This window comes from Bacillus sp. FSL K6-1560, assembly GCF_038592935.1.
Taxonomy (GTDB): Bacteria; Bacillota; Bacilli; order Bacillales; family Bacillaceae; genus Bacillus; species Bacillus subtilis.
Genome location: NZ_CP151946.1, coordinates 2,184,360 through 2,199,645, shown reverse-complemented (window position 1 = coordinate 2,199,645; position 15,286 = coordinate 2,184,360). Strand labels below are relative to the sequence as shown.

The window sequence follows — 15,286 nt, the reverse complement described above, 5'->3', positions numbered from 1 at the left end:
TTTGAAGGAGAGAGCGATAATGAAAAAATGTCTTCTATTTCTAACAACCATTGCACTTATTCTGTCATTAAGCACAAATGCATTTGCGAAAAATACATCAGGCGATTTATCACAAAAACAAGCATTACAGTTGGCATTATCCGCTAGAGAACATTTTTGGAACACCATGAGCGGTCACAATCCGAAGGTGAAAAAAGCAGTTTGCCCATCAGGCACATTCGAGTATCAAAATCTTCAATATGTATACATGTGCAGTGATCTAGGCACTAAAGCAAAAGCGGTGAATTATTTAACTCCTATTTTTACAAAAACAGCAATCGAAAAAGGCTTTAAAGATTATCATTTCACTGTTTCAAAAGGAAAACTTGCTGTTCCAATCGGTGACGGAGACAATCTTTTGAATTGGAAAAAATCAACTGCTAAACTGATCTCTAAAAAAGGCAGCACAATCACATACGAATTTACCGTCCCTACATTAGACGGATCCCCTTCTGCAAAACGGAAAGTGACATTTGTGAAAGAAAATAAAAAATGGAAAGTCAATCAATTTGACGCAGTTATATAAGAAAAATGCCCGGTATAAGCGGGCGTTTTTTATTTGATTTGCATAAAGAAAGACAACAGGCACTTTTCGCCTGTTGTCTTTTTGTGAATATAACGCTCTAGGAGAGATTCGAACTCCCGACCTGCAGTTTAGGAAACTGCTGCACTATCCGCTGTGCTACTAGAGCTTTTGGTATTTATATAGTAGCTCTGATGATCAATATTTTCAAGCGATTTGTATTAAAGCCCTCCAAAAACCTTATATGCGGCTCTTGTTGTATCTTCATCAATACCGATATACCGCATTGTAATTGATGGTGATGAATGATTCAGTATTCTCTGCAGCTCGGCGATGTCTTTCGTTCGCTGATAAAAATGATAGCCAAACGTTTTCCGGAGTGTATGCGTCCCTATCTCCTCAAGTCCGCACGCCGCAGCGGCCTCTCTTAAAATTCTGTAGGCCTGAATGCGGGAAATCGGCTTCCTGGTGCGCACTGATTTAAAAAGATATTCGTTTTCCTTCATGTCTTTCGTATACTCGTATATTTCCTGTTTCAGCGATTCTAAAATAAGAATCTTTCTTTTCTTTTTCGTTTTGCTTTCAGTCGCCCATAAATGATCTTTATTTTGAACGTCCTTCACTTGCAGCGGCAGAATATCAGAAATGCGGAGCGCGCTGTTGATGCCGAAAATAAACAGAAAATAATCCCGCTTGTTTTTGTTAAGCAAATACTGTTTGACTTCTTGGATTTTCTCTAGACTGCGAATCGGCTGTACAATATGCATCAAAAAACTCCTTAAAAACCGTTATGTAACGTTTTGAGGTCTATGTTACTATTATAGCTGAAAAACGTTGAATGTCAAAGTGCGGCAGCGTTTATGTAACATAATATACATAGTGTTACATAAGCTGTTAAAAAAGCTTCTTAAAACCTTCACCCTATAAAATGAGCTTTAAAGCCTCTTATAAAGCTTTTAACCTCTTGGATACTTATCCCCCTACTAATCCTCAAAAATCCTCTTAAAACGAAATCTGACGCTCCCAATTTTCTGGAGCTTCCGCAAAAAACATACAAAAAAAGACACAATTTCAAATTGTGTCCTAATCCTCATCCTTTACATCAATATCTTCCGGGATTGGTTCATTTAATATTTCCTGCACAAGTGCTTTGTAATTCTCCAGCTGTTCGAGATGCGTTTTGAACTGCTCCTTATAAATCAAAAATTGCTCCCCGTCATGAACGGCTCTGATTTTCCCTTCGAGCACCAAACTTTTAATATAATCCTCTGAAAGATTTGTATATTCTGCTGTTTCTTCAATCGTTAAATACATATAGCAGTCCCTTCTTAATCCGTATGCTGATTCTAATATAGCACATGGCTCATATCAATATAATCAATTTTGCACAGAAAAACGGCTTTATGCACTATATAATATACCATTTGTCACTTGTGAAAACGCTGTAATTTTTTTACGCTAAGATTGTAACAATACAGCTTCATATAGGAGGGAGAACATGAAAAGAACGTGGAACGTCTGTTTAACAGCTCTGCTTAGTGTTCTGTTAGTCGCTGGAAGTGTCCCTTTTCACGCGGAAGCTAAAAAACCGCCCAAAAGCTACGATGAGTACAAACAAGTAGATGTAGGAAAAGACGGCATGGTTGCGACCGCACATCCTCTTGCTTCTGAAATCGGTGCTGATGTGCTGAAAAAAGGAGGAAATGCTATTGACGCAGCGGTTGCCATTCAATTTGCACTCAATGTAACAGAGCCGATGATGTCAGGTATTGGCGGCGGCGGTTTTATGATGGTGTATGACGGAAAAACGAAGGATACAACGATAATCGACAGCCGTGAGCGTGCTCCAGCAGGCGCAACTCCTGATATGTTTCTGGACGAAAACGGCAAAGCAATTCCTTTCTCTGAACGTGTAACAAAAGGTACTGCCGTTGGTGTTCCAGGCACTCTGAAAGGGCTGGAAGAAGCCTTGGATAAATGGGGAACCCGTTCTATGAAGCAATTAATTACCCCTTCTATTAAACTCGCTGAAAAAGGCTTTCCGATTGATTCGGTGTTGGCAGAGGCCATTTCTGATTATCAGGAAAAGCTTTCACGGACTGCCGCAAAAGATGTATTTTTACCAAATGGCGAACCGCTTAAAGAAGGAGATACCCTTATTCAAAAGGATTTGGCTAAAACATTTAAGCTTATTCGCTCCAAAGGCACTGACGCTTTTTATAAAGGAAAATTCGCCAAGACGCTTTCTGACACTGTCCAGGATTTCGGCGGATCAATGACAGAAAAAGATTTAGAAAATTACGACATTACAATTGATGAACCGATTTGGGGAGACTATCAAGGCTATCAAATCGCTACTACTCCTCCTCCAAGCTCCGGCGGTATTTTCTTATTGCAAATGCTGAAAATCCTTGATGATTTTAACCTTTCACAATACGATGTCCGCTCATGGGAAAAATATCAGCTGCTTGCTGAAACGATGCATTTGTCATATGCCGACCGTGCGTCTTACGCAGGTGATCCCGAATTTGTAAATGTTCCTCTCAAAGGCCTGCTTCATCCCGATTATATTAAAGAACGCCAGCAATTAATCAACCTAGATCAAGTGAATAAAAAACCGAAAGCCGGTGACCCTTGGAAATACCAAGAAGGATCAGCAAACTATAAACAAGTTGAACAGCCGAAAGACAAAGTAGAAGGCCAAACAACCCACTTTACAGTTGCTGATCGATGGGGAAATGTTGTTTCTTACACAACAACAATCGAACAGCTATTCGGAACGGGTATTATGGTCCCTGATTACGGTGTTATTTTAAACAATGAATTAACGGATTTTGATGCGATACCAGGCGGAGCTAACGAAGTACAGCCAAACAAACGGCCTTTAAGCAGCATGACCCCGACGATTTTATTTAAGGATGACAAGCCTGTCCTCACTGTTGGATCTCCTGGCGGGGCCACAATTATTTCATCCGTTTTGCAAACCATTCTCTACCACATTGAATATGGTATGGAATTAAAAGCAGCTGTTGAAGAGCCGAGAATTTACACAAACAGTATGAGCTCTTACCGTTACGAAGACGGAGTTCCTAAAGATGTCCTCAGCAAGCTGAACGGTATGGGCCACAAATTCGGCACAAGTCCGGTGGATATCGGAAACGTGCAAAGCATATCGATCGACCATGAAAACGGAACCTTTAAAGGCGTAGCTGATTCAAGCAGAAACGGCGCGGCGATCGGCATTAATTTAAAACGTAAATAAATTAAAAAACTGTACTCGCTTCAAATGAGTACAGTTTTTTCATGCAGATCTTTATAACAACGGGCATTGGTAATGCTCTGTATCCCTGATTGCAATCCAAAATGACAGAATGATGACTGCTTCTTTGACAAAATCTTTATTCTGCTTTCATTTCGTTTATCTCATCAAGAAATGTCTGAAACGCACTCGTAATAAAAAAGTCTTTCCTGTATATAAAGACGATCTCTAAGTCTTGATATGCTGGTGGCAATTGATGAATCCATACATTTGTACGATGCTCGGAGCAGTTAACAGCGGACTTTGGGAGCAGCGCCGTACCCATCCCGGCGGAAACACCTTTTATAATAGCCTCCAATGTGCCAAACTCTATGATTTTTTGATTGTGTATGCCTGCTTCCTCTAGTAATCTTTTGACCCTGTCACGATGAGAACAGCCAGCCCCAAAAAAGAGCATCGGCTGCTGAAGCATGTCTTCTGACGTCCCTTCTCGTGATGAAATCAAAACTAATTCATCATGGGAGACATGGAGTTGTCTAACTGCAGCGTGCTCAACCGGCCCATATACAAAAGCGCCATCAACTTTATGATCAAGAACCTGTTGAATCAAATGATGCGTATCAGCTGTGTTCACTGATAAATCCACTTCAGGAAAACGCCTGAGGAAGGATGCTGCATGCTCAGGCAGATGCGTTACCGCCGTCGTTTCCAGTGATCCGATCCGCAAAGGCCCTTTTGGTTGCCTGCTCATTCGGGTCGATTTTTCAGCTTGGTCTAACAGCGATAATACTTGATCTGCATATTGCAAAAGATTTTCTCCTGCAGCAGTCAGCTTCATCCCCCGATTCGTTCGATGAAAAAGCCTGATATTCAAATCTTCCTCAAGGTTATGCACTCTGGCTGTCACATTCGACTGAACATAATTCAGCATTTGGGCTGCTTTCGTTATGCTTCCTTCGCGAGCAACAGCCTGAAAAATCTTTAAATCTCCGCTTTCCACGCGCTCTCACCTGCTTGCTATGATGAAAAGTGATATTGGCTATCATATTTGTTCATTTTACTCGAAGAAAACCGCTATGTAAAATATGTAAAGATATGAAAATACAATTCAATGAGGAGGCAGACAGCATGAAAGCTGTAATTCACAACGGAAAAGCCGGTCTTCTGGGGTTATCAGTTCAGGACGTTCCATCAACAAAGCCTGGATACGGAGAGGTAAAGGTTAAATTGAAATCTGCAGGCCTGAATCATCGTGACTTGTTTCTTATGAAAAACAAATCTGAACAAGATCCTCACATGATACTGGGTTCTGACGGCGCGGGTATCATCGAAGAGATTGGTGAAGGCGTGAAAAATGTTACTGTTCAGACAGAAGTAGTCATTTTCCCGACATTGAACTGGGATTTGACAGAGACTGTTCCACCTGTACCTGAGATTCTGGGAGGTCCTTCAGACGGAACACTTGCTGAATATGTGATCATTCCTTCACAAAATGCAATCAAAAAACCTGCTTATTTATCTTGGGAAGAAGCGGGCGTTCTACCTTTATCCGCTTTAACCGCATATCGGGCTCTGTTTACAAAGGGGCAATCAAAAAAAGGCGAGCATCTATTGATACCCGGCATCGGCAGCGGTGTGGCAACCTACGCTTTATTGATGGCTAAAGCGATTGGGGCAACAGTAAGCGTGACCTCCCGCAGTGAGGAGAAAAGAAAAAGGGCGCTGCAATTAGGTGCTGATTACGCATTTGACAGCTACAACAATTGGGATGAGCAGTTGCAGGGAAAAAAGATAGATGTTGTTCTTGACAGCATAGGACCTGCCCTCTTTTCGGAATACTTCCGCCATGTAAAACCAAATGGCCGTATTGTCAGCTTTGGGGCAAGCTCAGGGGATAATCTCAGTTTTCCGGTGCGTTCTTTATTCTTTCCTCAGGTCAATGTTTTGGGAACCTCGATGGGAAGCGGTGAGGAATTTCACGATATGCTCGCTTTCATTGGCAAACATAAGCTGCGGCCTGTAATTGACCGGATATACCCTTTAGAAAAAGCATGTGAAGCATATAAAAGAATGCAGGAAGGCAGACAGTTTGGAAACATCGGGATCGTAATGGAATAAAAAAAGAAACCGGCTGGCAACCAGACCGGTTTCTCTTATATGATAATCCCCTTTATTTACGGAAGAACTGAACTCCCCATCAAATATCGATCCACTTCACGCGCCACTTCACGGCCTTCATTAATCGCCCATACGATTAAGCTTTGGCCTCTTCTTGCATCCCCTGCGGCGAATACACCATCGATATTTGTTTGATAATCCCCATATGCTGCACTGATTTTGTTATTTACTGAATCAACACCGAACTGTTTCAACAGCGGCTGTTCTGTGCCTTCAAAGCCGATAGCGATAAAGACAAGCTGAGCAGGCCATACTTTTTCCGTTCCAGGCAGCTCGCGGAACTCGTATTTACCATGCTCATTTTTCACTTTTTCCATTTGGATGGTATGAAGCTCTTTCAGCTTTCCGTTTTTATCCGCGACCATTTTTGTCGTTTGAATGGAGTATTCTCTCGGATCTCTTCCGAATTTTGCTTCTGCTTCCTCGTATGCATATTCAAGCGTAAAGACGTGTGGCTGTTCAGGCCACATATTGTCATTCGTGCGGGCTGGCGGAAGTTTCGGGTGTTTGCCGAATTGGTGCACACTTTTGGCTTTTTGACGCAGAGCGGTAGCCACACAGTCAGCTCCTGTATCTCCGCCTCCGATTACGATGACATCTTTCCCTTTGGCATCAATGAATTGTTTGTCTTTAAAATTAGAATCTAAATAGCTTTTTGTTGCAAGTGTGAGGTAGTCCATCGCGTAATGGACTCCTTTTGAATCGCGTCCTTCAATTAAGAGGTCCCGCTGTTTTTGAGCGCCTGTGCATAGGATCACAGCATCAAATTGCTCCTTTAGCTCATCAGCTGTAATGTCAACACCGATTTCTGTGTTCGTGACAAAATCAATTCCCTCTTGCGTCAGCAATTTAATTCGGCGTTCTACAATGCCCTTCTCAAGCTTCATGTTTGGAATGCCGTATGTTAAAAGGCCGCCCGCTCTGTCTGAGCGCTCAAAAACAGTGACAGAATGCCCCGCTTGATTCAGCTGGTCAGCACTCGCCAGTCCGGCTGGGCCTGACCCGACGATGGCCACTTTTTTGCCTGTTCGTTTTTTAGGAATTCTAGGTTGAATCCAGCCGTTCTCAAATCCTTTGTCGATAATGGTTCGCTCGATATTTTTAATTGAAACGGCCGGGTCTGAAATCGCTAAAGTGCATGATCCTTCACAAGGAGCGGGACATACCCGCCCTGTGAATTCAGGAAAGTTGTTTGTTTTCAACAGACGTTCCAATGCTTCCTTCCATCTGCCCCGGTAGACAAGATCATTCCATTCAGGAATTAAGTTGTAAATCGGACAGCCGGATGTAAATCCGTTAATGTCCGCACCGATCTGGCAAAACGGTGTACCGCAATCCATACACCGCGCCCCCTGCCGTTTCGATGCTTCTTCTGAAAAAGGAGCAGAATATTCTTTCCAATCCTTTAAGCGAGTGAGAGGGTCCCGCTCCGCAGGTTTTTCTCGTTTGATCTCCATAAATCCAGTTGGTTTCCCCATGTTCCTCTCCCCTTCCTTACTGTACTACCGCTTGTTTTTGTCCCGATGCTGCTGTATTCTGCTTTGGCTTCGTGTTGGCCTCAAAAGCGAACATGATGGCTTCTTCATCTGATAAACCTGCAGCTTTTTGCTCTTGGATGCTTGCAAGCATTTGTTTATAGTTTTTCGGAATGACTTTGACGAATTTTTTCACACTGTCTTCCCATTGATCAAGCAAATCTTCTGCTTTTTGGCTGTTTGTATATGCAGTATGTCTTTCAAGCATTGCTTTGATTTGCTGGATTTCTTTCTCGTCCTCTAATGATTCAAATAAAATCATCTCAAGGTTGCATTTGCGTTTAAACGCTTTGACATCTTCGGCCAGTACATAAGCGATTCCGCCGGACATACCTGCCGCAAAGTTTTTGCCTACATCACCGAGAACGACAACGCTGCCGCCAGTCATGTATTCACAGCCGTGGTCGCCAATACCTTCTACAACTACATTCACACCGCTGTTTCGAACGGCAAAGCGTTCACCAGCACGTCCGTTAATATATGCTTCTCCGCTTGTCGCACCGTAAAAAGCCACGTTGCCGATAATGACATTGTCATCCGAAGCAGAGTTGAATCCTTCTGGTGACTTGACGATGATTTTTCCGCCAGAAAGCCCTTTTCCGACGTAATCATTTGAGTCTCCGTCCAAATAAAGCGTCATCCCTTTAGGAACGAAAGCTCCAAAGCTTTGGCCGGCTGATCCGGTAAAGTGCAGCTTGATTGTATCTTCAGGAAGCCCTTCTTCTCCGTAACGCTTTGAGATTTCACTGCCGGTTATCGTTCCGGCTACACGATTTGTATTATTGATTTCAATCGAAATATCAGCTTCTTTTCCAGATTCGATGGCTTCTTGTACAGCCGGGAGAATTGTTGTGATATCAAGCGATTGATCAATTTTATGATTTTGCGGCGATCGGAACGTCCGCACCCCTTCAGGCTGATAAAGAAGTGTAGACAAATCAAGCTGGCTTGCTTTCCAGTGCCCCTTCGCCCGTTCACTTACATGAAGTACATCAGTGCGGCCGATCATTTCATCAAATGTCTTGAAGCCTAACGCAGCCATATACTCACGAACTTCTTCGGCAATGAACAGCATATAGTTCACAATATGGTCAGGATCTCCCATGAACTTTTTGCGAAGCTCTGGATTTTGTGTCGCTACACCGACAGGGCATGTATCCAAATGGCAGGCACGCATCATGACACAGCCGAGTACAACTAACGGAGCCGTTGCGAAACCAAATTCTTCGGCGCCGAGCAAGGCAGCCATCACAACGTCGCGGCCCGTCATGAGCTTTCCGTCTGTTTCTAATACAACACGGTCACGAAGTCCGTTCAGCATTAGTGTTTGATGTGCTTCTGCAAGGCCAAGCTCCCACGGAAGCCCTGTATGTTTAATACTGGTTTTCGGAGAAGCGCCTGTACCTCCGTCATAGCCGCTGATCACAATGACATCTGCAGTCGCTTTGGCAACACCTGCAGCGATTGTTCCTACACCTGCTTTTGACACCAGCTTTACGCTGATTCTTGCGTCACGGTTGGCATTTTTCAAATCGTGGATCAGCTGGGCTAAATCCTCAATCGAATAAATGTCATGGTGTGGCGGAGGTGAGATTAATCCGACACCTGGCGTTGACCCGCGGACATCGGCAACCCATGGATATACCTTGTTGCCAGGAAGCTGCCCGCCTTCACCCGGCTTAGCACCTTGAGCCATTTTAATCTGCAGCTCATCAGCATTGACAAGGTAATGGCTTTTGACACCAAACCGTCCGGATGCAATTTGTTTGATCGCACTTCTTCTATCATCGCCGTTCTCATCTGGAACAAAGCGTTTGGGATCTTCTCCGCCTTCACCGCTGTTGCTTTTTCCTCCAAGACGGTTCATTGCGATTGCTAAAGCTTCGTGCGCTTCCTTACTCAAGGAACCGAATGACATCGCACCCGTTTTAAAACGTTTGACAATCGATTCAGCGGATTCAACCTCCTCCAACTTCAAAGGCTTGCGGTTTCCGTCAAATGCGAACAAGTTCCGCAAAAATCCGATGCGTTCTTCATCAGCCGCTTTTGTATACTGTTTAAACAGACTGTAATCATTTCTGCGGCACGCCCATTGCAAAGTATGAATCGTTTTCGGATTAAACGCATGATGCTCTCCGCCATTTCTCCATTGGAAGTCACTTCCCGGTTCAAGCGTTTTGCTGTAATCATCCTGATACGCTTCCCGGTGGCGGCGCTGTGCCTCTTCTGCAATTGTTTGTAAATCGATGCCGCCTAGCTGTGATGCAGTACCTGTGAAATAGCGGTCGATCACATCGCGGCTGATTCCTACCGCTTCAAAGATTTGGGCGCCTCTGTAGCTTTGCACAGTTGAAATTCCCATCTTGGACATCACTTTTACGACGCCCTCAGTAATGCTTTTTCCATATTTGCTGACCGCTTCTTCATAGCTGATATCCAAACGGCCTTCATCAATTTCCTGCTTGTAGGTCGCATAAGCGAGATAAGGGTTAATCGCATCTGCGCCATAACCGATTAACGCTGCAAAGTGATGCACTTCACGTGCTTCTCCCGATTCCACAATAATGCTGACCTTCGTACGCAGCCCTTTGCGGATTAAGTGCTGGTGCAGCGCGCTTACTGCCAGAAGCGGCGGAATTGGTGTCAGTCGTTCGTTCATCTTTTTGTCTGATAAAATTAACAAACTTACGCCTTGGCTGATGGCTTTCTCTGCTTGTGTGAACATGTCCTTTAATCCGCGTTCAAGATCCTCTGAAAACAGCACATCAATTTTTTGGCTTTTTAAATCTGGATGAACAATCGTTTTCAATGCGTAAAACTGTTCATTGGATAAAACAGGAGTATACAGTTTAATCCGGCGAACATTTCGTTCACTTGGATGAAGAAGATCGCCTTCCGCACCGAGCCAAGTCATCGTTGAAGTGACAAGCTGCTCACGAATCGCGTCGATTGGCGGGTTCGTTACTTGTGCAAACAGCTGTTTAAAGTAGTTAAACAGTGATTGCGCTCGGTCAGAAAGTACAGCAAGCGGAGCGTCATTCCCCATTGAACCAAGGGGATCTTTGCCTTCTTTAATAACAGGAATTAGATACTTTTGGATATCCTCATATGTGTATCCGAATGCCTTCTGGCGAGTAAGAAGATCACTAAATTGTTCTTCTTCTCTTGACTCCGGATCAGGATTTACTTGTACAAGCTCTTCTTCAAGCCATTTTTGGTACGGATACTCAGTTGCAATTTGTGTTTTGACTTCCTCATCGGAGATAATACGGCCTTCTTCCAGGTCGATTAAAAGCATTTTCCCAGGCTCAAGGCGGTTTTTATATAAAACGTTCTCCTGTTCAACTTCAATAACGCCTACTTCAGATGAGAAAATAATATAATCATCTTTTGTGACATAATAACGGGCCGGACGGAGACCATTCCGGTCAAGGATCGCCCCGATTTGTTTACCGTCAGTAAATGAAATGGCTGTCGGTCCGTCCCAAGGCTCCATCAGGGAGCTATGGTACTCGTAAAACGCCCTTTTTTCCTTGGACATATGCGTATTTTCCGTCCAAGGCTCTGGAATGAGCATCATTGCCGTATGTGCCGGTTTGCGTCCAGCCATCACAAAAAACTCAAATGCGTTATCCAAAATGGAAGAGTCACTGCCATCAGCATTGAGAATCGGCAAAATCTTGTTTAAGTCCTCACCGAAGCTTTCAGAAACAAATTGCTGCTCACGTGCTCTCATCCAGTTGATATTTCCGCGAAGGGTGTTAATTTCACCGTTGTGAACCAAATAGCGGTTAGGATGCGCTCTTTCCCATGTAGGGAATGTGTTGGTACTGAAGCGTGAATGAACGAGCGCAAAAGCAGAAACGAATGCTTCGTCTTGCAGATCCGAATAAAATGCATCAACCTGTTCAGGTGTTAAAAGGCCTTTGTAAACAATGGTCTGGCTTGAAAGACTGGCAAAATAAAAATCAAGACCTTCCGTTACTCCCCAATTTTCAGCCTGTTTACGAATGACATACAATTTTCGTTCAAAAGATAAATTGTCCTTTAGATCAGAATTTGCGCCGATAAATACCTGACGGACAAACGGACAGCTTTTTTGTGCCACTGTTCCGATTTTTCCGACATTTACAGGTACAGTTCTCCATCCAAGAACGACTTGGCCTTCTTGTTCAATCAGTGCATTGATTTGCTTTTCAATTTTTTTTCTTTCATCTTCTTTCTGAGAGAAAAAGACCATTCCTACCCCGTAACGTTCTTTTTCTGGCAGATTGATGTCTTTGCACTCTTTTCTAAAGAAAGCATCAGGGATTTGAACCAGTAAGCCGGCTCCGTCTCCTGTATCCGGATCACTGCCTTGCCCTCCTCTATGGTCTAGCTGGCAAAGCATCTTAAGTCCTTGTTTGACAATGGCGTGAGTCTGCTTGCCCTTTAAGTGAGCATATAGGCCGATTCCGCATGCATCATGTTCAAATTCAGGACGGTAGAGACCTTGAGCTTTTGGCATTTGATTGTACGTCATAATTCCTCTCCCCCGATCAATTTCCGATAATACCGGTCATAAAATCTAACAACTCTATAATCATTGTAGGTTTTCAAAACGATATAAACAATATATAATTTAGATCAAAAGAATCTCAAAATGAGATAGATGGATGTGAGACAAACATGGAGCTGCGCCAACTGCGTTATTTTATGGAGGTGGCTGAAAGAGAACACGTTTCAGAAGCCGCTGATCATTTGCATGTGGCCCAATCAGCAATCAGCAGACAAATTGCCAATCTTGAAGAAGAATTAAATGTGACCTTATTTGAGCGTGAAGGGAGAAATATCAAACTCACGCCAATCGGAAAAGAATTTTTGATTCATGTGAAAACGGCGATGAAAGCCATTGATTATGCGAAAGAGCAAATTGATGAGTATCTTGACCCGCATCGCGGAACGGTAAAGATCGGCTTTCCTACAAGCCTCGCCAGCCAGCTTTTGCCGACTGTCATTTCAGCGTTTAAAGAAGAATATCCGCACGTCGAATTTTTGCTGCGCCAAGGCTCCTATAAGTTTCTGATTGAAGCTGTCAGAAACCGCGATATTGATCTTGCCTTATTAGGGCCGGTGCCGACGAATTTCTCTGACATAACGGGAAAAATATTATTTACTGAAAAAATTTACGCGCTTGTTCCATTAAATCATCCGCTTGCTAAACAAAAAACGGTTCATTTAATCGATTTGCGCAACGACCAATTTGTATTGTTCCCGGAAGGATTTGTACTTAGAGAGATGGCAATCGATACTTGCAAACAAGCAGGCTTTGCTCCTCTCGTTTCCACTGAGGGTGAGGATTTGGATGCTATCAAAGGGTTAGTGTCCGCAGGAATGGGCGTTACCCTTCTGCCTGAAAGTACTTTTGCTGAAACAACACCTCGTTTTACTGTGAAAATTCCAATTGAGTTCCCTCAAGTAAAACGGACTGTCGGAATCATTAAACCGAAAAATAGAGAGCTTGCGCCTTCTGCGAATGATTTTTATGAGTTTGTCATTCAATTTTTCTCTAAGCTGGAGCAGTATCAATAAAAAAATGAACCCGAGCTTCTATATAGAAGCTTCGGGTTTTTTTCTGCAAATTAATTTACAGGTAAAGAAAAATCCACATGGCAAACAAATGCTTCTTGATCAATTAGAGCTCTGTTTGTCAGTTCCTTTTTCTTTTCCGGTTCTTGAAGCTGTACAGAAGAGTAATTGACGATTCCAAGGCCGATTTCCGTCCCTTTTGAATCCATCAGCCGAACAACTGAACCGCTTTTGAATTTCCCTTTAATCTTCTGTACACCGTCCAGGTATAAACTCGATTGGCCGTTTGTTATTTTTCGTGAACAATCATCTGATAAAATCATTTCACCTTCCGGACCGGAATTAAAAGCGATCCATTGCTCCTTTTGATTCAACGGAAGCGTTCCTTCTGCTTCAAAATAGGTGCCTTCCGCCTGTTCATGAACGGCGTGATATAAAATATCGCCAGCATCTGCCTGACCAAGGAAACCTTTAATGCCAGACGCCATTACGATTTTAAACGCATCAAGCTTAGAGCGCATGCCGCCGGTGCCAACGATGCTTCCAGTGTCACCTGCGAATGCTTCGATGTCAGGTGTTATTTCACTCACCCGCTGTATCCTTTTCGCTTCTGGATTTGTGCGCGGATTGCCGTCATATAATCCGTCTATATCTGATAAAATCACAAGCATATCTGCATCAATCAATCCTGCGACTTTTGCCGCGAGTGTATCATTGTCGCCAAACTTGAGCCGATTGACGGTAACTGTATCATTTTCGTTTATGATCGGGATGATGCCGCGCTCGAGCAGTACATTCATTGTATTCCTGACATTGTTGTATCGATATTCATCAGAAAAATCGCTTCTCGTAATTAAAATTTGGGATGCGACATAGCCGTGTGCCAAGAACAGCTTTGAATAAGCCTCCATCAGCAATCCCTGGCCGATTGAGGCTGATGCTTGTTTTTCTGGAAGCTTCTCGGGCCTTTGGATAAATCCGAGCTTGCGATATCCCGCCGCCACTGCGCCTGAGGAAACCAAAATCACTTCATAACCGGCGTCTTTGAGTTTGACGACCTGGTCGACCAACGCTTCTAATTTTCGAATGCTGATTTCTCCATGAAGGCTTGTTAATGAACTGCTTCCAATCTTCACAACGACTCTTTTCATGCTTGTATCAGGCGTCACTTTATCACTCCTGATAGCGGTGCTGCAGTTTTTTCGATATCTTCGCTGATTTCCTTTGAACGCTTAGCCGCATGCTTTATTGCTTGAGAAATCGCTTCTCCGCCGCCGCTCTTTTTCAAGGCTTGCAGCCCCGCTGCTGTCGTTCCGTTCGGTGACGTGATATTATCTCTTAAGATCTCAGGATGTTCTCCTGTTTCCATGAGCATTTTTGCGGCACCTAAAAGTGTCTGTGCGCCGATGCTTCGAGATAACTGTTTATCGAGGCCCGCTTCCTCGCCTGTCTTTTCAATGAATTCCATTAAATAATAAAAATACGCGGGTCCGCTGCCTGCAATTCCGGTGAATATATCCATTTGATTTTCTTGGATTGTATAGACTTCGCCCATGCATCCGAGCAATGCTTCGGCCAGCTTCTTCAGGTCTTCCGACACATATTTGCCAAGGGCAATAGCTGTTGCAGAAGCGCCAATCATACTGGAAGTGTTGGGCATCACTCTGACAACCGGCTGTTCATTAAGCAATGATTGTTCAATAAAAGAGGTAGTTATGCCGGCAAGGACCGACAATATTAATTGATGGGGTTGAATACGTGATTTTAGTGATGACAGAGCGTTTTCGGCGTCTTTTGGCTTCATTGCCAAAATGAGCACATCCATGTCTTCAATACATAGTTGGTTCGGCAAGGCGCCTTTAATGCCATATTGAAGTTCAAGTTCAGTTAATCGCTCTGTATTGCTGCGGTTTGTAACGCAGATGTTTTGTTTCGGGATTTTGTTGGCACGAACGATACCTGATATCATTCCTTCCGCCATAGATCCTGCTCCTATAAAGGCTACTTTCTTTTGATCAAAGATCGGTAACATCTCCTTTGTTCGCTTTTTTGTTCGCATTTTCACACGTTTAAAATGTTACCACGTGAGGAAATGATGTCAAGTTTGAAGGTCATCATTGATTTGTATTGTTTCTTTTCGACAAATATGTATAATGAAAAGCAGAAAACACCCGGTTCACACTG

At 43.5% G+C, this 15,286-nt stretch carries 11 protein-coding genes and 1 tRNA gene; 4 read left to right on the top strand and 8 right to left on the bottom strand.

All coding sequences use genetic code 11. The annotated features are described in order from the left end of the window. Positions 1-19: 19 nt before the first annotated feature. Complete coding sequence (gene iseA, locus NYE22_RS12290; protein WP_004399558.1) at positions 20-565, top strand: DL-endopeptidase inhibitor IseA; 546 nt, start codon at positions 20-22, stop codon at positions 563-565. Positions 566-658: 93 nt separating this feature from the next. Here iseA and NYE22_RS12285 read toward each other — a convergent pair. From NYE22_RS12285 to NYE22_RS12275, 3 genes are all read right to left on the bottom strand, one after another. After that, a tRNA-Arg gene (locus NYE22_RS12285) sits at positions 659-731 on the bottom strand. A gap of 52 nt (positions 732-783) precedes the next feature. Continuing rightward, positions 784-1,329, bottom strand: a complete 546-nt coding sequence (locus tag NYE22_RS12280) for a site-specific integrase (RefSeq protein ID WP_003231473.1) — start codon at positions 1,327-1,329, stop codon at positions 784-786. Positions 1,330-1,645: 316 nt separating this feature from the next. After that, a complete protein-coding gene (locus tag NYE22_RS12275) occupies positions 1,646-1,876 on the bottom strand; it encodes an excisionase family DNA-binding protein (protein ID WP_003231472.1) in 231 nt (76 codons plus the stop codon). A gap of 184 nt (positions 1,877-2,060) precedes the next feature. Between NYE22_RS12275 and ggt the strand changes: the two genes are divergently transcribed. Then, on the top strand, positions 2,061-3,824 hold the full coding sequence (gene ggt / locus NYE22_RS12270; protein ID WP_014476980.1) for a gamma-glutamyltransferase: 1,764 nt from the start codon (positions 2,061-2,063) through the stop codon (positions 3,822-3,824). Positions 3,825-3,960: 136 nt separating this feature from the next. Here the strand turns inward: ggt and yofA are convergent, their stop codons facing one another. Then, on the bottom strand, positions 3,961-4,821 hold the full coding sequence (gene yofA / locus NYE22_RS12265) for a LysR family transcriptional regulator YofA (protein ID WP_161986051.1): 861 nt from the start codon (positions 4,819-4,821) through the stop codon (positions 3,961-3,963). Positions 4,822-4,949: 128 nt separating this feature from the next. Between yofA and NYE22_RS12260 the strand changes: the two genes are divergently transcribed. After that, positions 4,950-5,939: a zinc-binding dehydrogenase gene (locus tag NYE22_RS12260; protein WP_161986052.1), complete on the top strand. Its 990-nt coding sequence runs from the start codon at positions 4,950-4,952 to the stop codon at positions 5,937-5,939. Between the two features lie 56 nt (positions 5,940-5,995). Here NYE22_RS12260 and gltD read toward each other — a convergent pair whose 3' ends face one another. Both gltD and gltB read right to left on the bottom strand, forming a co-directional pair. Beyond that, positions 5,996-7,477, bottom strand: coding sequence for a glutamate synthase small subunit (gene gltD / locus NYE22_RS12255; RefSeq protein WP_014479972.1), 1,482 nt, complete (start codon positions 7,475-7,477; stop codon positions 5,996-5,998). Positions 7,478-7,493: 16 nt separating this feature from the next. Next, positions 7,494-12,056 (bottom strand): glutamate synthase large subunit, encoded by a 4,563-nt coding sequence (gene gltB, locus NYE22_RS12250; protein WP_069703927.1) that lies wholly within the window; start codon positions 12,054-12,056, stop codon positions 7,494-7,496. Positions 12,057-12,202: 146 nt separating this feature from the next. Between gltB and gltC the strand changes: the two genes are divergently transcribed. After that, complete coding sequence (gene gltC, locus NYE22_RS12245) at positions 12,203-13,105, top strand: glutamate biosynthesis transcriptional regulator GltC (protein ID WP_004399246.1); 903 nt, start codon at positions 12,203-12,205, stop codon at positions 13,103-13,105. 50 nt (positions 13,106-13,155) lie between these two features. Here the strand turns inward: gltC and proB are convergent, their stop codons facing one another. After that, positions 13,156-14,271 (bottom strand): glutamate 5-kinase, encoded by a 1,116-nt coding sequence (gene proB, locus NYE22_RS12240; RefSeq protein WP_161986054.1) that lies wholly within the window; start codon positions 14,269-14,271, stop codon positions 13,156-13,158. Beyond that, entirely contained in the window at positions 14,268-15,161 is an 894-nt protein-coding gene (gene proC, locus NYE22_RS12235) for a pyrroline-5-carboxylate reductase (protein WP_010886524.1), read from the bottom strand. Before proC ends, proB begins: the two co-directional genes overlap by 4 nt. Between the last annotated feature and the right edge of the window lie 125 nt (positions 15,162-15,286).